The 18,200-nt window shown below is 40.0% G+C and carries 16 protein-coding genes; 15 read left to right on the top strand and 1 reads right to left on the bottom strand.

The features are described 5' to 3' along the window. The first annotated feature begins 257 nt into the window (after positions 1-257). A complete protein-coding gene (locus tag A6754_RS14225; RefSeq protein WP_066446917.1) occupies positions 258-851 on the top strand; it encodes an RsfA family transcriptional regulator in 594 nt (197 codons plus the stop codon). A 76-nt stretch (positions 852-927) separates the two neighbouring features. Here A6754_RS14225 and A6754_RS14220 read toward each other — a convergent pair whose 3' ends face one another. Beyond that, positions 928-1,395: an N-acetyltransferase gene (locus A6754_RS14220; RefSeq protein ID WP_066446914.1), complete on the bottom strand. Its 468-nt coding sequence runs from the start codon at positions 1,393-1,395 to the stop codon at positions 928-930. A gap of 424 nt (positions 1,396-1,819) precedes the next feature. Between A6754_RS14220 and A6754_RS14215 the strand changes: the two genes are divergently transcribed. The 14 genes from A6754_RS14215 to mraY all read left to right on the top strand — a co-directional run bounded on the left by A6754_RS14215 (position 1,820) and on the right by mraY (position 18,199). After that, the gene (locus A6754_RS14215) at positions 1,820-3,151 is read left to right on the top strand and encodes an acetyl-CoA carboxylase biotin carboxylase subunit (RefSeq protein WP_066446912.1); all 1,332 of its coding nucleotides are present in this window, start codon (positions 1,820-1,822) and stop codon (positions 3,149-3,151) included. 26 nt (positions 3,152-3,177) lie between these two features. Continuing rightward, complete coding sequence (locus A6754_RS14210; RefSeq protein ID WP_066446910.1) at positions 3,178-3,390, top strand: biotin/lipoyl-containing protein; 213 nt, start codon at positions 3,178-3,180, stop codon at positions 3,388-3,390. A gap of 36 nt (positions 3,391-3,426) precedes the next feature. Then, positions 3,427-4,968: an acyl-CoA carboxylase subunit beta gene (locus A6754_RS14205; protein WP_066446908.1), complete on the top strand. Its 1,542-nt coding sequence runs from the start codon at positions 3,427-3,429 to the stop codon at positions 4,966-4,968. A gap of 119 nt (positions 4,969-5,087) precedes the next feature. Next, positions 5,088-5,987: a 2-dehydropantoate 2-reductase gene (locus tag A6754_RS14200; protein WP_066446906.1), complete on the top strand. Its 900-nt coding sequence runs from the start codon at positions 5,088-5,090 to the stop codon at positions 5,985-5,987. Between the two features lie 42 nt (positions 5,988-6,029). Beyond that, positions 6,030-6,419 carry a DUF3397 domain-containing protein gene (locus A6754_RS14195; RefSeq protein WP_066446904.1) on the top strand — a complete coding sequence of 130 codons (390 nt, stop codon included), beginning with the start codon at positions 6,030-6,032 and terminating at the stop codon, positions 6,417-6,419. 104 nt (positions 6,420-6,523) lie between these two features. Next, complete coding sequence (gene bshC, locus A6754_RS14190) at positions 6,524-8,158, top strand: bacillithiol biosynthesis cysteine-adding enzyme BshC (RefSeq protein WP_066446901.1); 1,635 nt, start codon at positions 6,524-6,526, stop codon at positions 8,156-8,158. Positions 8,159-8,831: 673 nt separating this feature from the next. Then, positions 8,832-9,263, top strand: a complete 432-nt coding sequence (gene mraZ, locus A6754_RS14185; RefSeq protein WP_066446898.1) for a division/cell wall cluster transcriptional repressor MraZ — start codon at positions 8,832-8,834, stop codon at positions 9,261-9,263. Positions 9,264-9,315: 52 nt separating this feature from the next. Next, the gene (gene rsmH / locus A6754_RS14180; RefSeq protein WP_066446896.1) at positions 9,316-10,248 is read left to right on the top strand and encodes a 16S rRNA (cytosine(1402)-N(4))-methyltransferase RsmH; all 933 of its coding nucleotides are present in this window, start codon (positions 9,316-9,318) and stop codon (positions 10,246-10,248) included. A 35-nt stretch (positions 10,249-10,283) separates the two neighbouring features. Further along, a complete protein-coding gene (ftsL, locus tag A6754_RS14175) occupies positions 10,284-10,643 on the top strand; it encodes a cell division protein FtsL (protein WP_066446894.1) in 360 nt (119 codons plus the stop codon). Then, positions 10,643-12,865, top strand: a complete 2,223-nt coding sequence (locus A6754_RS14170; protein ID WP_066446890.1) for a penicillin-binding protein — start codon at positions 10,643-10,645, stop codon at positions 12,863-12,865. Before ftsL ends, A6754_RS14170 begins: the two co-directional genes overlap by 1 nt. Positions 12,866-12,961: 96 nt before the next feature. Then, positions 12,962-14,881 carry a stage V sporulation protein D gene (locus A6754_RS14165; protein WP_066446887.1) on the top strand — a complete coding sequence of 640 codons (1,920 nt, stop codon included), beginning with the start codon at positions 12,962-12,964 and terminating at the stop codon, positions 14,879-14,881. Between the two features lie 439 nt (positions 14,882-15,320). Continuing rightward, on the top strand, positions 15,321-16,781 hold the full coding sequence (locus A6754_RS14160; RefSeq protein ID WP_066446884.1) for a UDP-N-acetylmuramoyl-L-alanyl-D-glutamate--2,6-diaminopimelate ligase: 1,461 nt from the start codon (positions 15,321-15,323) through the stop codon (positions 16,779-16,781). Between the two features lies 1 nt (position 16,782). Next, positions 16,783-17,223 carry a hypothetical protein gene (locus A6754_RS14155; protein WP_066446881.1) on the top strand — a complete coding sequence of 147 codons (441 nt, stop codon included), beginning with the start codon at positions 16,783-16,785 and terminating at the stop codon, positions 17,221-17,223. Position 17,224: 1 nt separating this feature from the next. Next, positions 17,225-18,199: a phospho-N-acetylmuramoyl-pentapeptide-transferase gene (gene mraY / locus A6754_RS14150; RefSeq protein ID WP_066446878.1), complete on the top strand. Its 975-nt coding sequence runs from the start codon at positions 17,225-17,227 to the stop codon at positions 18,197-18,199. The last annotated feature ends 1 nt before the right edge of the window (position 18,200 follow it).

Raw genomic sequence — 18,200 nt, 5'->3', positions numbered from 1 at the left:
ATTCTTATAACCATTGGCTGATCCTTGACGGTCCAAAACTTTTCAAATGCACTTAACCAGAAGTGGACTGCTAGTTTTTTACTCAATAGGAGTTTTTTTCTTTCAAGCAGCCTTAGCCTGACCATCAAAATGGAAGAGCATTTGAGCAGATCGTCCATCTTAATGAAAAAAGAAATGTTTAGAATCTAACATGATATCAGTCTATCTTTTCTAGCAGATGCATAAAATGAAGAAAAAACACTAGGAGGGATTTGCTGATGTCTTCAACACGGCAGGATGCATGGTCACAAGATGAAGATTTGCTATTAGCAGAAGTTGTGCTTCGTCATATTCGAGAAGGGGGAACACAGCTTTTAGCATTTGAAGAAGTAGGAAAGCGTTTATCAAGAACAGCGGCCGCTTGCGGATTTCGCTGGAATTCCTATGTAAGAAAGCAGTATAAATCAGGAATTGAATTAGCCAAAAAACAGCGTAAAGAGCTGAAAAAATATCCACAGGAGATGACACATGCAGATGTACCAGATACTGCAGGAACGAAAAGTCCTGTTTCTGCTGAAAACATCTCCACAGCACAATCAGATCTGCTTGAATTTGAAGCATTAGTACAACATTTAAAAACTTTATATGAAAAAGCCGAAATGACAAATAATCAAGAAGAAGTTGAAAGCTATAAAGTGCGTATTCAAGAGCTGGAAAGCCAAACCTACAGTCTTGCTGCGGAAAATGAAAAGCTCACAGAAGAGTTATCAAATATTGAAAAAGATCATAATGCTCTAATTGAAATTATGGAAAGAGCAAGACAAATGGTGGTCACAAAAGAAGATGGCCGCCAGAAAAATGTAAAAGTATAGGATTTACATCAATTTGAATTTAAAGGCTGTTTAAGGGGGCTGGAATGAATTATTCCAGCCCCTTCTATTCTTAGCTTTACTGTTCTGCTGCTCCGCTAGGATACCAAATAATTGGATTTTCGCCCAAATCACGCTCCATATCATAATGAACAGATGTAAAGCCCGCTTTCGCCCAGAACTCTTGTGATTTAACACGAGGATTCGTTTTAATAGGCAAGCCGTAACTTTTTGCAAAATCTACTAAGGCATGGCCATATCCTTTGCCCTGATAGTCTGGAAGCACTTCCAATTTCCAGAGCTCCAAATAATCTTGTGGCGGATCAAAGTAGCGGTCAAATTTTGCGTCTACTCTGTATAGGCTCATTCGCGCAACTAAAAGACTGCCAAAATAAATGCCATAGAAGGGAGAAGCACTGTCATTTTCAATAATATTTGCTTCAAGGTCCTCAACCATAGATAATTCCTGCAATCCATATTCCTTAAATCTTTTAAATTCTTCTAATGTCTTGTAGTTTATTTTTAATTTTTCAACCTTGTATGCCATTTAAAATCCCCCTTGACTGAAAATGTATAACAATCTTTTTTGTTTTAAAATAAACAAGTGACTAGTTGGTTGCTATCCATAACAATGCACTAGCCTAATATTATTATATACTAATAAAACGAAAAATTCTGCCTTTTTACTTTCTGGAATATATTTTAAAGATACAAGTAGAAGCGAGCCAAAATGGTGCGAGACTCCTGTAGGAGGATGTGGGAAAGTGAAACCCGCAGAAGCTGATGCGGCTATATGACTCAGTGCTCGATCTATGGAAATAATGTGCAATTCTTTATAGAACCCATACATCATATAAATAAATAGTAAGCGTTTTCACGATTAAAGAAGGAATAAACAGAAGATTGTAGAAATAAATAATATTGCGACGCTTATTATGCAGTATGATCAAACTTTTGAAAGGAGTTTCGCTGTGCAAAAAATATTAATTGCAAACAGGGGAGAGATTGCACTCAGAATCATGCGCACTTGCCATAAATTAGGAATTGAAACAATTGCTGTTTATTCAGACGCTGATCAGCAGTTGCCTTATGTGCATTATGCAACGAAAGCTGTCCGCATTGGTGAGCCGCCAGTGAATAAATCATACTTAAATGCAGAGAAGATCATCGAAATAGCCAAGGAGGAGCAAGCGGATGGGATTCATCCTGGCTATGGTTTTTTATCGGAAAATGCTGAATTTGCAAGAGCTGTTAACAGGGAAGGGTTGATTTTTATTGGACCTGATCCAGAAACAATTGAGCTGATGGGGGATAAAATTCAGTCTCGATCGGCCATGGAAAAGGCAGGTATACCCATTGTACCTGGCAGTGATCAAGTTTCCAGTTTGGAAGATGCCTGTATCATTGCAGCTGAGATTGGATATCCTGTGATGCTAAAAGCGAGTGGGGGCGGCGGCGGAATTGGCATGGTGAAGTGTGAAAATGAGCAAGCGCTCGTTAAGTCGTTTCAAACGGTTAAGACACGGGCAAAAGCTTATTTTGGCAGCGAAACCATTTTCCTTGAAAAGTATATCGAAAATGCCAGACATATTGAAATACAGGTTTTTGGAGATGAAGCTGGCAATCTTGTTCATTTATTTGAGAGAGATTGTTCAATTCAAAGAAGAAACCAAAAAGTAATTGAAGAAGCTCCCGCATGTTCACTTTCAGCAGATGCGAAAACAAGGATGTATGAAGCAGCACTTAAGGCTGGGGCAGCTGTTCAGTATAAAAATGCAGGTACAATTGAATTTATTGTGGACGAAAATGAACATTTTTACTTTTTGGAAATGAATACAAGGCTGCAGGTAGAGCACCCGATTACCGAGCAAATTACTGGTCTTGATTTAGTAGAATGGCAGCTGCTTGCCGCAAGCGGAAAGAACCTCCCGCTGCAGCAATCTGACATATTTGCTGAAGGACATAGTATTGAATTTCGATTATATGCAGAGGATCCTATTACGTTTTTACCTTCACCAGGAAAAATTGAAGAGCTGGATTGGCCGGACTTTGAAGGGGTCAGGGTCGATTATGGATATGTGTCTCAATCAGCGGTGACCCCGTTTTATGATCCAATGATTGCAAAATGTATTATCTCAGGGGACTCACGGAAACAGGTGATTGAGAGAGCCATTCGTTTTTTTGATCAATTAAAAATTACTGGCATTAAAACCAATGCATCACTATTTGCACATATTTTAAATGAAAAAGATTATCAGAATGGCAATTATTCAACTTCTTATTTAAACACCATTAAAATGTAAGCACTTTCAATTAGGAGGAGATTGATTTGAAAGAAATTAAAGCAGCAATGGCGGGTACGGTCTTAAATGTTTTTATTGGAGTGGGGGATGAGGTTAATGCAGGACAGGAGGTTATTATGCTTGAATCCATGAAAATGGAAATACCTGTTGAAGCTTCTGAAGGCGGGAAAGTGACAGAGGTAAAAGCAAATATCGGTGATTTTGTGAATGAAGGGGATGTTCTTCTGGTAATGGAATAAATTTTTCCTAGTTTTAAAGATTAAAGGAGGAAGAAGATGAGTAATATACAGACATTTGCACAAACCTTAAAAGATAAGAAAAGAAAAATAGAGGCTGGGGGCAGTGAGAAATATCATCAAAAATTGGAGCAGCAAAATAAGTTTTTTGTAAGAAAGCGGCTCGAGCTTTTGTTTGATGGTGGGCAATATGAAGAGGATGGCAAATTCGCAAACTGTAAAGAAGAAGGATTGCCTGCTGATGGAGTTGTGACCGCCATTGGAAAAATCAACAGCCAAACAGTCTGTGTGATGGCTAATGATTCAACTGTCAAAGCGGGATCTTGGGGAGCGCGTACCGTTGAAAAAATTATCCGCATTCAAGAAACAGCTGAAAAGCTTAAGGTGCCCATTCTTTATCTGGTAGATTCTGCTGGTGCAAGAATCACCGACCAGCTTGACATGTTTCCGAACCGGCGCGGAGCAGGAAAAATCTTTTATAATCAAGTCAAGCTATCAGGGATGATTCCGCAAGTTTGTTTATTATTTGGACCATCAGCTGCCGGTGGAGCCTATATTCCGGCCTTTTGTGACATTGTCGTGATGGTTGATAAAAATGCATCCATGTATCTAGGTTCTCCTCGAATGGCTGAAAAAGTAATCGGTGAGAAGGTAACTTTAGAGGAAATGGGCGGCGCCCGCATGCATTGCAGTGTAAGTGGCTGTGGGGACGTGCTTGCTGCAAACGAAGAAGAGGCTATTCAGCGTGCAAAAGAATACTTATCTTATTTTCCTGCAAGTTTCAAAGAAAAAACAGGATTAAGAGAGCCTGTTCAGCCGAAAATGGGCAGGGATCTGGAGGAAATCATTCCTGTTAATCAAAATGCACCATTCGATATGTATGAATGTATAGATGTACTCATTGATGAAGGCAGTTTTTTTGAAATGAAAAAGTTATTTGCGCCAGAATTGATTACAGGCTTTGCCCGAATGGATGGAAGAACAGTAGGAATCATTGCCAATCAGCCCAAGGTTAAAGGCGGCGTATTGTTTGTTGATTCAGCAGATAAAGCAGCTAAGTTTATCCAGCTTTGTGACGCCTTCCATATTCCGCTTCTTTTCCTTGCAGATGTACCAGGCTTTATGATTGGAACAAAGGTAGAGCGTGCAGGTATTATCCGCCACGGTGCAAAATTAATTGCCGCCATGAGTTCGGCAACGGTGCCAAAGATTTCGGTAATTGTCCGTAAGGCTTATGGAGCAGGGCTTTATGCAATGGCCGGTCCTGCATTTGAACCAGATTGCTGCATTGCATTGCCAACGGCTCAAATTGCCGTAATGGGACCTGAAGCGGCTGTTAACGCTGTCTATTCAAATAAAATTAATGAAATTGAAGATCCAGCGGAAAAGGTGAAATTTATTCAAGAGAAACAGCAGGAATATAAAGAGCATATTGATATTTATAGTCTTGCTTCTGAACTCATAATTGATGAAATTGTGGCTCCGCATGATCTTCGAAACGTTTTAATTACCAGATTCGCTTTATATGAAACAAAGGAAGTTTCTTTTAGCGTAAGAAAACATCCAGTGTACCCGGTATAATTGCCTGCCCCTTTCCGTGCTGTGGAAGGGGCATTTGCATTAAGTTTTCTATTTTTGATATAACAACTGTTAAATAATTCTGTTAAACTAATACTAAATGCACAGAATGGAAGATACTTATGAAAATCGCTATTATTGGCGGCGGAGCAATTGGGTTGCTTTTTGCCCATTATTTAAGCAAGGAACATGATGTCACATTATATGTGCATAAACAGGAACAAGCTGCCCTTATTTCAGGAACAGGGCTTCACTTAGAGAAGGATGGACAAACTCTTCCAACTGCACTAAAGTCCCGGTCTTTCCAGGAGTGGCAGGGAGAAGAGGAAATGACAATTGTCGCAGTTAAGCAATATCATTTATCTGCATTAATGCCGTTTTTAAAAAAGGGAGAAAAGGCGAAGCACTCTTTTTTGTTTTTGCAGAATGGAATGGGGCATCTCAAGTGGCTGCATCAATTTGAAGAAGCAAGTATATATGTTGGAACCGTTGAACATGGGAGCTTAAAGGCTGCTGGAAATCATGTGATTCATACTGGTGCCGGAGTGACAAAAATCGCTATGTTTTCCGGCAGTGAAGATTTTAAACTAAATATAAATGATCTTCTAAAAATAAATGATTTTCCATTTGAGTGGTTTACAGATTACAAAGAGATGCTTGCTGAAAAGCTGCTCGTTAATGCGGTGATTAATCCGCTAACAGCTATTTTTCAGGTGAAAAATGGGGATATTATTCAAAATCCTTATTATTTTAAAATCTTCACGATGCTTTATGAAGAAGTGAGTACCATTTTACAAGTCAGAGACAAAGAAAAAGGGTTTCTTCATGTTCAGACCATAAGCAAGAAAACAGCTGCTAATTATTCTTCCATGTATAGAGACCTAGAGCAGGGTAGAAGAACAGAGGTGGACGCCATATTAGGTTATTTGCTTGAAGAAGCAAGAGACCTGCATTATGAGGCGCATCTTATAGAACTTTTTTATAATAGTATAAAAGGGAAAGAAACAGGGGCAGAAAAATAGAGACATTTGCTCCTAAATGCATAGGGGGCAGGAGGGAAAAAAGTGGATGCGGTATTATCGGGTATTTTAGCAACTTTCGTAACACTTCCTATAGTAGGATACATAATTGTGTTTATTGCTGCGAAGCAATTGACGAAGCGTCACAAATTGGCTGTGAAAGCAGCCGTGGACATTAGCACATTCTTTTTAATCGTATCTGTACATTTTTTAATTTTGGCAATTTGGGAGCAGTCATTTTTATGGATGATTATCGTGCTTCTCCTTCTGATTGCAGCCTTATTTACTGTCATTCATTGGCGTGTGAAGCATGAAATCAATTTCACCCTTGTTTTTCGGGGGTTTTGGCGCTTTAATTTCCTCCTATTTCTCACAGCGTACATCGTCTTGATGGCAATAGGACTGATCAAGCGTGTTTCTTTTTTCGTGTCTTAAAATAAATTAAAGTGAGTAAGCAAAGTTTTTTTCTTTTATATTCAGACAATGCTATACTCAATAAGATTAAATGAAAACTGGTTCCAGAAAGGAAGTTTCTTAAAATGGAGATGTTAAATCTCTCATTGCCTGCGGCAAACAAGTTTGCAACAGAGTATATCATACAATCAGATCGTATTAGCCCTTATTTTGATTATCGTTATAATGAATCTCAAAGCTATGAAAAGCGGATACACGAACTTGAAGGCAGGTCGTTTATGAGGGAAGAATTAGCTTCCTATATTGAACAATTTATGGGGAAGTTTCCTGCCTCTGAACAAGTCGGGATATCCTTAAAAAAATTACAGCAAAATAATAGTGCCGTTGTCATTGGCGGTCAGCAGGCAGGCATAATGACCGGTCCTCTCTATAGTATACATAAAGTGTTATCTATTGTTGCCTTTGCAAAAGAGAAGGAAAAAGAACTTCAGGTTCCTGTTGTTCCAGTTTTTTGGATTGCCGGAGAGGACCATGATTATCCTGAGGTCAATCATATTTTTACAAAGAGCGGCGCTAAAATGAATAAAGTCGTATACCCAGAAAAGGTATTAGAGAAAAAAATGGTCTCAAATATTGCTTTTGATCAGAACATTTGCCGTGAATGGGTCGACGGTATTCTGGAGTCTTATGGAGAAACAGCATTTACGAAGGATGTAATGATCATTCTGGATGAGGCTATTCAAAAATCAGATACCTTTGTTGATTTGTTCGCCTATATTATTATGGCTATGTTCAAAGATACAGGACTGCTTTTAGTTGATTCCGGCGACAGGCAGTTCCGCCAGCTTCAGAAGGAAATCTTAAAGAAGCAAATCCGCTTGAGCAAAGAAGTTACTCAGTCTGTGTTTATGCAGCAGGAGAACTTGAAGAATGCAGGAATCAGCAATAGTATCGATATTACAGCACATGCTGCTAATTTATTTTACTATGATGAGAAACAGCATGACCGTCTATTACTGGAATATCATCAGGAATCTGCTCTGTTTTCCGATAAGGAACAGACAATTCAATTTTCACTTGAAGAGCTTTTGCAAGTTGCAGAAGAATCACCTGAGAAACTAAGCAATAATGTGGTGACACGGCCCATTACACAGGAGCTGCTTTTCCCAACACTTGCTTTTATTGCTGGTCCTGGTGAGATCGCTTATTGGGCAGAGCTTCAGCAAGCTTTCCGGCATTTTTCAATTCAAATGCCACCGCTCGTTCCGAGAATAAATTTTACGCTTTTAGAACGTGATATCGAAACGGATCTCAATGAACTCGAAGTTCGCTTAGAAGATGTGCTGGCTAATGGGATTGAAGGACAGAAAAACGCTTTTCTTCAGTCGATTCAAAGTGATCAGGCAGATTCGTTATTTGATTCATTACAAACTGATGTAAATAAACATTATCGATGTATTGAGGATTATGCCAAAACAAATACAAAAGGTGTTGTCCAGCTGCTTAAAAAGAACGAACAAAAGGTAATTGAACATATTCAATTTCTGCAGCAGAAGATTCAAGAAGATATTCAATTGCAGCACAGCCATATCATAAATAAATATGACCGGACAGGAACAGCTCTTAAGCCAGATGGAGCTCCGCAGGAAAGAGTATGGAACGCGCTATATTTCATGAACCGGTATGGATTGGAATTCTTCAAGCAAATCCTTAACCATCCGCTGCCATTTGACGGTAGTCATGTGGTAGTGAAAATCTAAGGCAATAAGCGGAAGAATTCCGCTTAAATCATAAAATTACTAGAAATGAGCTTAAATAGACGGAGGAATTCCGACTAACTAACCGAAAAACGTGTAAATGGGCGATTATATTCAACTTAACCGGAATATCTCCGCTTATTTCTCCCGAGAATAGCTCATTTCTGGAAATAACGGTAAAATCTCCGTTTATTTCACTGGTTTCTAAAAAAGAATGGCCAGAGGACAAGTCAGATAAATACATTTTTGAATTATACGAAGATCAGCAATACCTTGGAAAAGATTAAAAGTTTCATTTATAAAATGGTGCTTTAATAAGACGTGATCCCAAATTTTGCCGGGACCGTCTTTTTTTTGTTCGCCAAGCAAGTAGGCGGCAGAGATCCAGTGTTTTTTTTTCTAACTGCTGCTCAAACAAGTATTGGTAAAAGGGACTGCCCTGCAGCGAAAATCAACTCAGCAGCAAGCCCTCTAATGACAAAAAAACACACCAGCAATCCCATTCAGACAATTTCCCATAAGAAACGCTGAGAAATTGTAAATAAACCGCGAACGGAAAATCCCAAAATAAAAATTTTCCAGCAGGAGATCATGCCAGTGGAGAGAATTAATAAAAATATGTGGAGGAAAGTGGGGGATTGTGGTACATTTGTGTTAGAAAGTGGGTGCAGTGGGTATGTTTATGGGTGAGTACCATCATAACGTTGATACAAAAGGCAGACTAATCGTACCTGCTAAGTTCCGTGAACACTTAGGAGAATCCTTTGTTTTGACGCGAGGCTTAGATCAATGTTTATTTGGCTACCCTATGGACGAGTGGCAGCAGCTTGAAGAAAAACTAAAAGGTCTGCCCCTTACCAAAAAAGATGCCCGTGCGTTTACCCGATTTTTCTTTTCAGGTGCCACAGAGTGTGAAATAGATAAACAAGGAAGAATAAATATCACTTCCCCGCTTCAGCAATATGCAAAATTGGAAAAAGAATGTGTCGTATTAGGCGTTTCCAATCGAATTGAGATTTGGAGCAAAAATCTTTGGGAAGAATATTTTACAGACTCAGAGGAATCTTTTGCTGAAATTGCAGAAAATATGATTGGGTTTGATATTTAAAAATCACAGAGGCTTGCTCTAGATTGAACAGGATTGGAAAGGATGAACAGCTATGTTTGAACATACTACTGTATTGCTGAATGAAACGGTAGACGGGCTTAACATTAACCCCGATGGAATTTATGTTGATTGTACACTAGGAGGGGCCGGACACAGTGAGCTAATATTGTCCAAGCTTTCTGAAAAAGGCAAACTTTACGCGTTTGATCAAGATGATACAGCCATCAGGCATGCAAGGGAAAAACTGAAGCAATACGGAGATCGAATTACGATTATTAAAAGTAATTTTGCCTTTTTGCAGGAAGAGTTAGAAAAGCTTGGCGTCATGAAAGTGGACGGAATTCTTTACGATCTCGGAGTGTCATCTCCACAGCTTGATACACCGGAACGCGGCTTTAGCTACCATCATGATGCACCGCTGGACATGCGCATGGATGAAGATGCAGATGTATCTGCTTATGATGTGGTTAATCATTGGGATTATAACGATCTTGTTAGAATCTTCTTTAAGTATGGTGAAGAGAAATTTTCAAAGCAAATTGCCAGAAAAATTGAAGCTGCAAGAGAAAAAGCACCCATTGAAACGACAGCAGAGCTTGTTGAGCTTATTAAAGACGGCATACCTGCTCCTGCTCGCCGAAAAGGCGGACATCCGGCCAAACGAATTTTCCAAGCTATTCGTATTGCGGTAAATGATGAATTAGGGGTATTTGAAAAATCCCTTCAGCAAGCAATCGAGCTATTAAATCCGGGAGGCAGAATTAGTGTCATTACATTCCACTCACTAGAAGACCGTATTTGCAAGGTCACATTGAAAAAAGCGAGTGAGACACCAGATTTGCCGCCAGGTTTGCCCATTATTCCAGATGAATATAAACCTATAATCAAATTAATTACACGTAAACCGCAATTACCATCAGATGAAGAGCTTGAACAAAATAATCGTGCTCGTTCTGCCAAACTTCGAATTGCTGAAAAACTATAAAATATACGGAGTATAAGAGAAACAGGAGGGAAACTATGAGTAATCTAGCTAGACAAATTCAACAAGAACAGCAGCAAAGACAGCAGCAGGTACAAAAACCTAAAAAATCTGTTCAGCGCCAAACCTTGTTTTCTCCAGGTGAAAAAATACTTGGTATCCTTTTTGCGGGTGCAGTTTGTATCGGTGCAGTAACAATGGTTTCAAATCAATCAGCACTTTATGAAGTCAACAAGAATATTCAGCAGACAGAAGCAGCGATTCAAGGCCAAACAGAACAAAATAAAGATCTTAGCATGCAGGTGGCTGAATTAAGTACATACGAAAGAATTAAAGCCAAAGCAGAAGAGCTTGGTTTAACATTCAACGAAAAAAATGTTAAGGCTGTGCGTGACTGATGATTAAAAAGCAAAGAAATATTAATGCTGGAGCAGTGATATTATTTATAATATTCAGTCTGCTCTTTTTTGTCTTACTGTTTCGGTTTATGTCCATTCAAGTGACTGGAGAGGCGGGCGGACAGCCTGTTGCTGCAAAAGCACAATCTAAATACGAAAGAGAAAAAACTCTTGAAGCCAGAAGAGGGACGATATATGACAGAAATGGCGAGGTTATTGCAGAAGATGCCAACTCTTATAAACTTGTGGCGATCCTGGACGAGGAATTAACAACAGACGATGAACATCCAAGACATGTGGTAAATCCAGAGCAAACTGCTGCAAAGCTTGCTGGATTAATTGATATGGAAGAATCCGAGATTTATAGCAAACTGTCAAGTGATCTAAAGCAGGTTGAATTCGGTACTGCCGGCCGCGATCTCACACTTCAAAAAAAGAAAGAAATAGAGGATCTTAAGCTTCCTGGCATCTCTTTCATTCAGGATACTAAAAGATTTTATCCGAATGGCCTTTTCGCTTCGCATTTAATTGGTTATGTTGAAAAACAGGAAAAGGAAGATGGCGGCACTGAAACAGTGGGAATGCTTGGATTAGAACAAAGCTTAAATGATTTATTAACAGGCTCAAATGGCCATTTTAGCTATGAAGCAGATCTTTGGGGTTATTTGCTGCCAAATGGTGATGAAGTCATTGAACCGGCCAAAAATGGTCAGGATGTATATTTAACATTAGATAAGTCCATTCAAATCTTCCTCGAAGACGCGATGAGTAAGGTAGACGAGAAATATAGTCCTAAGAAAATGATCGGTATTGTTGCAGATCCAAAGACGGGCGATATTTTAGCTATGGCACAGAGACCATCATTTCATCCAAAAACAAGAGAAGGAATTGAAGACACCTGGCGCAACTTAGCCGTTGAAGATTCATATGAACCTGGCTCAACAATGAAGGTATTTACATTGGCATCTGCAATAGAAGAAGGTGTCTTTAATAAAAATAATACCTATCAATCTGGTTCTTATAAAGTGACAGAAAGATCACCTGCCATTCCTGACCATAACGGCGGGCGCGGATGGGGCGAGATTACTTATCTGGAAGGAGTTCAGCGCTCCTCCAATGTTGCGTTCGCAAAAATTGTAAATGAACAGCTTGGCTATGAAACTTTTCGTGAGTACCTAACAAAGTTTGGCTTTGATCAGCCAACAGGTATTGATTTGCCAAATGAAACGAGCGGGCTTATAAAGTATGATTGGCCTTTGGAAAAAGCTTCGATCGGTTTTGGACAAGGATCAGCCTTTACGCCCATACAGCAAATGCAGGCGGCAACTGCTGTAGCAGGTGATGGTTCAATGAAAAAGCCGCATGTCATCAGCAAGGTTGTTGACCCGAATTCAGGAAAAACTGTGCAAAAGACAAGTCCTGAAAATGTTGGAACACCTATTTCTGACGCAACTGCCAAGGAAGTCAGAAATATCTTAGAGACGGTGGTTTCTTCTGAAAATGGGACAGGATACGGCAGATTTAATATTGATGGATACGAGGTTGCAGGTAAAACAGGGACAGCGCAAATTCCTAATCCGGAAGGCGGCGGCTATTTAACCGGACATAGCAACTATGTATTTTCTTTTCTGGGCATGGCACCAGCAGATGATCCTGAGCTTGTTATGTATGTTGCTGTTCAGCAGCCCGATATTGATGAAAGTACAAATGGAGCAGAGCCGGTTGCTGAAATTTTCAAACCGGTTATGCAAAGCAGTTTACAATATTTAAACATTGAACCAACTGAGCAGCCTAAAGCAAAAAGCAGTCAGGCGCCTGACTTGATCGGGATGCCTGTTAAGGAAGCTGAAAAGAAACTGACGGAACAAGACTTGGAACCAGTCATAATTGGAGATGGAAAAACAGTGGAAGGACAGTTCCCCGGCCAAACATCTTCCATGTTAGAAGGTGAAAAAGTTATTCTCAAAACAAATGGGAAAACAATTGTCCCTGACATGACGGGCTGGTCTCTTAGAGATGTGCTCAAGTTTACAAAAGCGGCAAACCTAAAGCTGAATACAGTCGGCAATGGCTATGTCATGAAGCAAAATTTATCCTCAGGATCTGTTCTTGCTGAAGGGGATTACTTAATCGTTGAATTTGAGACACCGCTGGAGCAATATGAAAGAGAAAAAATGGCTAAGGAACAAGTTGAAGAGGAAGAAGAAGTTGTAACGGATTAAGAAGCAGAACGCACCAATCATATGATGGTGCGTTCTATTTGTTTGTGTACAAGCATATATTTGAACGAGCCATAAACGAAGGAGGTTCGTTCAAAGATGCGTGTATCAAATGTAACAGTGCGTAAAAGGCTTACAGCTGCTTTGATTGTCGGAATCTTAGTGTTTTTTATAATAGATTTACGGCTGGGTTATGTGCAGATGATTCTTGGAAATGATTTGACAGACAAAGCGAAAGAGCTGTGGAGCAGGGACATCCCTTTTGAGCCTGAACGAGGTGAAATTGTCGATCGAAATGGAGTAGCGCTTGCAACAAATGTAAGTGCACCAACAGTTTATGTTGTACCGAGGCAAATAAAAGATCCAGCTGCAACAGCAGAAAAGCTGGCAGGTGTCTTGAATATGTCAAAGGAAGAGGCTTATAAACAAATTACACAAAGAGAGTCAAATGTGAGAATCAAAGAAGGAAGAAAAATTTCTCATGAAAAAGCAAAGGAAATTCGTGCATTAGAACTTGAAGGCGTATATATTGGCGAGGATTCAAAACGCCATTATCCTTTTGGCGATTATTTATCACATGTTTTAGGGTTTGCCGGTATTGATAACCAAGGCTTAATGGGTCTTGAACTTTACTATGATAAGGAATTACAAGGTGAAAAGGGTTCAGTTAAATTTTATGCAAATGCAAAAGGCGAGCGAATGAACGATATGGCTGATGATTATCAGGCGCCAGTGGATGGCAATAATCTCATGCTGACAATTGATTCAAAGGTGCAAACCATTATGGAACGTGAGTTGGATATTGCAGAGGCCACCTATAATCCCGATGGACTGATTGCAGTCGCAATGGATCCAAATACAGGTGAAATTCTTGGCATGTCCAGCCGGCCATCTTTTGATCCGACTAATTTCAGACATGTAGAACCAGACGTGTATAACCGCAACCTGCCTATATGGAGTACGTATGAACCAGGTTCTACTTTTAAGATTATTACTTTAGCAGCTGCTCTGGAAGAAGGCAAAGTCGATCTGGAAGAAGATCATTTTCATGATCCCGGTTTTGTGGAGGTAGGCGGTGCAAAGCTGCGCTGCTGGAAAAAAGGCGGTCATGGAAGTCAATCCTTTTTAGAAGTTGTTCAGAATTCATGTAACCCGGGGTTTGTAGAGCTCGGTGAACGACTTGGAAAAGATACGTTATTCAAATATATTAAAGACTTTGGCTTCGGGCAAAAAACAGGAATTGATCTGCAAGGTGAAGGAAGAGGAATACTCTTTAATCTCGATCGTGTCGGACCAGTGGAGCAGGCAACAACTGCTTTTGGTCAAGGTGTATCTGTAACACCAATTCAGCAGGTAGCAGCTATTTCTGCTGCAATTAATGGCGGCACACTATATACGCCTTACATTGCAAAGGAACTTATTGATCCTACCACAGGTGAAGCTGTCATGAAAAAATCTCCGACGGCTAAGAGAAAAGTCATTTCAAAAGAAACATCTGATGAAATTAGACATGCCCTTGAAACGGTCGTTGCTCAAGGATCTGGTAAAAAGGCATTTGTAGATGGATACCGCGTTGGCGGCAAGACAGGAACAGCTCAAAAAGCACAAGGCGGCCGTTATCTTGAAAATAACCATATTGTCTCATTTATTGGATTTGCTCCTGCAGATGATCCTGAAATTGTTGTATATGTAGCAGTAGACAATCCGAAAGGAACGGTTCAGTTTGGTGGTGTCGTTGCAGCGCCAATTGTCGGCAATATTATCGGAGATAGCTTAAGAGCGATGGGCGTAAAGCCAAGGAAAGAACAGGTTGAAAAAGAGTTAACTTGGCCGGATACCCCGATGATTGAGGTACCAGACCTAGTTGGCATTACAAAGCGGGAAATCCGCGAACTATATGTGAACCTCCAAATTGATGCAAGCGGCAGCGGCGACAAAGTCGTTAAGCAATCACCAGAACCAGGTGTTAAGCTGAAGGAAGGATCAACAATTAGGCTGTATTTTGACTCTTCACAGTAAAGACATAGTGATTCGGGCGGCGTTCCATGGGGTTGCGCCGCCCTTTTTCCACGTTAAAGGTAAGTAGAGAGGGTGATATAGCTTTCTCTGCAACGAATGAACTTTTATGTAAGCAGAGAAAAACCTCTATTATAAAACAACTGGGCCATCAGCATATACCTTGATAACCGATCAATAGTGAAGGGATAACATATTCCAACAGGTAGGATAATAGTAACGATCGTTCGTTTTTTCACCTCTTCTCAACGTGGTCTTCTCGTTTTCTATAAATAACAAATAGCATATTATTGTGTTTTCATGTAAAATATAAATCGCTAATTCTCTTTTGATGGGTAAGAGAATAGCTTATTAAGTGGAATAAGGTTTATTCATCTTTCGTAAGGATTACATATAAAGGCTATTTTACGAAGTACTACGGTATTGAGAGGGTTGGAAGAACATGAAATTACATACTTTGCTGGAGGCGCTGCAGCCTTATCAGACATATAATGAAGATTCTATCGAAATTACTTCTATTGAAAATGATCATCGGAAAGTAACTGAAGGCAGTTTGTTTGTCTGTATTAAAGGATACACAGTGGATGGACACGACTTAGCTGCTGAAGCTGTAAAAGCAGGAGCTGTGGCCGTCATTGCCGAGCGTGAGCTGACATTAACTGTCCCGGTTATTGTGGTCAAAAATACAAAAAGGGCATTGTCTGTTCTTGCGGATACATTTTATGAGCATCCCACACATCAGCTGCAGCTGATTGGGATTACCGGAACAAATGGCAAAACGACGACAAGTCACTTAATAGAAAAAATAATTCAGGATCATGGGAAAAAGACAGGATTAATCGGGACGATGTATACAAAGGTTGGAGATGAGGTATTCCCAACGAAAAATACGACTCCAGAAAGCTTAACACTGCAAAAGACATTTAGACAGATGGTGGATGCAAATGTATCTGCTGCAGTAATGGAGGTATCTTCACATGCTCTTGATGAGGGCAGAGTTCATGGCTGTGATTTTGACATTGCTGTGTTTACAAACTTAACACAAGATCATTTGGATTATCACGGCACTATGGAAGAATACAAACGGGCAAAGGGTTTGCTTTTTGCTCAGCTGGGCAGCCGTTTTCAAAAGAACTCCCCGAAATATGCTGTGTTAAATGCGGATGATGCAGCAGCAGAACAATATATAAGATCTACGTCTGCTCATATTCTTACATATGGAATAGACCGTGGTGCCGATTTTAAAGCACATAGCATTTCCATAAAGGCAGGGGGAACTAGCTTTACCCTGGAAAGCCCATTAGGGAATTACAATGTGAATATGAAATTAATCGGCAAATTTAGTGTTTATAATGTATTAGCTGCGATTAGTACAGCAGTTGCAGCTGGAATCCCAATCAGAAGCATTCTTGCTTCGATTGAAGAAGTAGAAGGTGTTTCAGGCAGATTTGAGACTGTGGATGCCGGGCAGGACTTTTCAGTTATTGTCGACTATTCACATACGCCAGACAGCTTAGAAAATGCGTTACAGACAATCCGTGAATTTGCAGTTAAACGGATCTTTACGGTTGTTGGGTGCGGCGGTGATCGTGACCGGACAAAACGTCCGATCATGGCGCAAATATCATGCAGCTACAGCAGTGATCCAATCTTCACTTCTGATAATCCGCGAAGTGAAGATCCACATGCGATACTGGCTGATATGGAAGCTGGCGCGACAGGAGAGAATTATAAAATTATTCCTGATCGAAGGGACGCGATTCGATATGCAGTTCGTCAAGCCAGTGCTGGGGATGTCATCTTAATTGCAGGGAAAGGGCATGAAACGTATCAGCAGATTGGGGATAAAACCTTTGATTTTGATGACCGCATTGAAGCCAAAAAGGCTATTGAGGAGCGATAAAATGTTTTTAACATATCGTGGCGATGCAAAACTCTTTCCAAACAAAACGGACATTGCAAATGAGGATATTTCTTTTAATCATGTGTCACGTTCACCAGACCATCGACTGCCTAAAGGTCTTTATGATTCATGCGGAATAAGTGCAGACAGGATTGCACTGGAAAGTGGCGCAATGGCAGAGGTTTGGGAAGCTTCTTTGAATATACCGCATTTTATACGGAAACATTTATCGCTCTTATCTATGAATAATGTAATGAAAGGTTTATTGGATATGATTGAACTTTATAAACAAAAAACAGAAAGCATGGCAGGAAGTCCAGCACACTGGACTCAGAATCATGTAAATAGTGCTGTAATACCCAATGAGTTTGAGTATAAAGAGGAGCTTCATTTGCTCTTTGCCAAACTGGATGAAGACGGCCGGCTAGGAGGTAAGGAGTAATATGATGGAGCAGGTTATTTTTTTCACAATTTTAATGGGCTTTTTAATAACCGTGTTATTATCGCCTTTATTTATCCCATTTTTACGCAGATTGAAATTTGGTCAAAGCATTCGCGAGGAAGGACCGCAATCACACCAAAAGAAAACAGGAACTCCAACGATGGGCGGAATTATGATTCTGTTATCGATTACTGTTACGACGCTGGTGATGACAGGCAAATTTTCCGAGCCTACTGTTAAAACGTATTTGCTGCTGCTTGTTACGTTAGGGTTTGGTCTGCTTGGCTTTTTAGATGACTTTATCAAAGTTGCGCTGAAACGGAACCTTGGTTTGACTTCGAAGCAAAAGCTGCTGGGGCAAATCATCATTTCAATCGTTTTCTATCTTGTTTTCCAGCAGAATGAGTTTTCGACTGTTGTTCATATTCCATTAACGGATTTTTCTTTTGATATGGGATGGACTTATGTTTTCTTTATTATTTTCTGGCTTGTAGGATTTTCAAATGCAGTTAATTTAACAGACGGTCTCGATGGGCTAGTATCTGGAACATCGGCTATTGCATTTGGTGCATTTGCAGTTTTGGCTTGGAGTCAGTCTCAGTTTGAAATTTCCATTTTTGCAGTCTCGGTTGTAGGTGCTGTGTTAGGATTCCTTGTCTTTAATGCTCACCCTGCAAAGGTATTTATGGGAGATACAGGATCACTGGCTTTAGGTGGTGCGATTGCAACCATCGCGATTTTAACAAAGCTTGAATTTATCCTGATTATTATCGGCGGAGTATTTGTTATTGAGACACTATCCGTTATCTTGCAGGTAATATCATTTAAAACAACGGGAAGACGAATCTTTAAGATGAGCCCTCTTCACCATCATTATGAACTGGTAGGATGGTCAGAGTGGCGTGTTGTTGTAACCTTTTGGACGGTCGGGCTATTGCTTGCAGTCCTTGGAATTTATATAGAGGTGTGGATGTAAA

The sequence above is a fragment of the Cytobacillus gottheilii genome, from assembly GCF_001636345.1.
Lineage (GTDB): Bacteria > Bacillota > Bacilli > Bacillales > Cytobacillaceae > Cytobacillus > Cytobacillus gottheilii.
This window is presented reverse-complemented; position numbering and strand designations above follow the sequence as displayed.

Bases quoted from the DNA above. Each gene is read 5' to 3' on its own strand.
- A6754_RS14225 (WP_066446917.1), top strand. From the start codon at position 258: ATGTCTTCAACACGGCAGGATGCATGGTCACAAGATGAAGATTTGCTA.
- A6754_RS14220 (WP_066446914.1), bottom strand. From the start codon at position 1,395: ATGGCATACAAGGTTGAAAAATTAAAAATAAACTACAAGACATTAGAA.
- A6754_RS14205 (WP_066446908.1), top strand. From the start codon at position 3,427: ATGAGTAATATACAGACATTTGCACAAACCTTAAAAGATAAGAAAAGA.
- A6754_RS14200 (WP_066446906.1), top strand. From the start codon at position 5,088: ATGAAAATCGCTATTATTGGCGGCGGAGCAATTGGGTTGCTTTTTGCC.
- bshC (WP_066446901.1), top strand. From the start codon at position 6,524: ATGGAGATGTTAAATCTCTCATTGCCTGCGGCAAACAAGTTTGCAACA.
- mraZ (WP_066446898.1), top strand. From the start codon at position 8,832: ATGTTTATGGGTGAGTACCATCATAACGTTGATACAAAAGGCAGACTA.
- rsmH (WP_066446896.1), top strand. From the start codon at position 9,316: ATGTTTGAACATACTACTGTATTGCTGAATGAAACGGTAGACGGGCTT.
- ftsL (WP_066446894.1), top strand. From the start codon at position 10,284: ATGAGTAATCTAGCTAGACAAATTCAACAAGAACAGCAGCAAAGACAG.
- A6754_RS14170 (WP_066446890.1), top strand. From the start codon at position 10,643: ATGATTAAAAAGCAAAGAAATATTAATGCTGGAGCAGTGATATTATTT.
- A6754_RS14165 (WP_066446887.1), top strand. From the start codon at position 12,962: ATGCGTGTATCAAATGTAACAGTGCGTAAAAGGCTTACAGCTGCTTTG.
- A6754_RS14160 (WP_066446884.1), top strand. From the start codon at position 15,321: ATGAAATTACATACTTTGCTGGAGGCGCTGCAGCCTTATCAGACATAT.
- A6754_RS14155 (WP_066446881.1), top strand. From the start codon at position 16,783: ATGTTTTTAACATATCGTGGCGATGCAAAACTCTTTCCAAACAAAACG.
- mraY (WP_066446878.1), top strand. From the start codon at position 17,225: ATGATGGAGCAGGTTATTTTTTTCACAATTTTAATGGGCTTTTTAATA.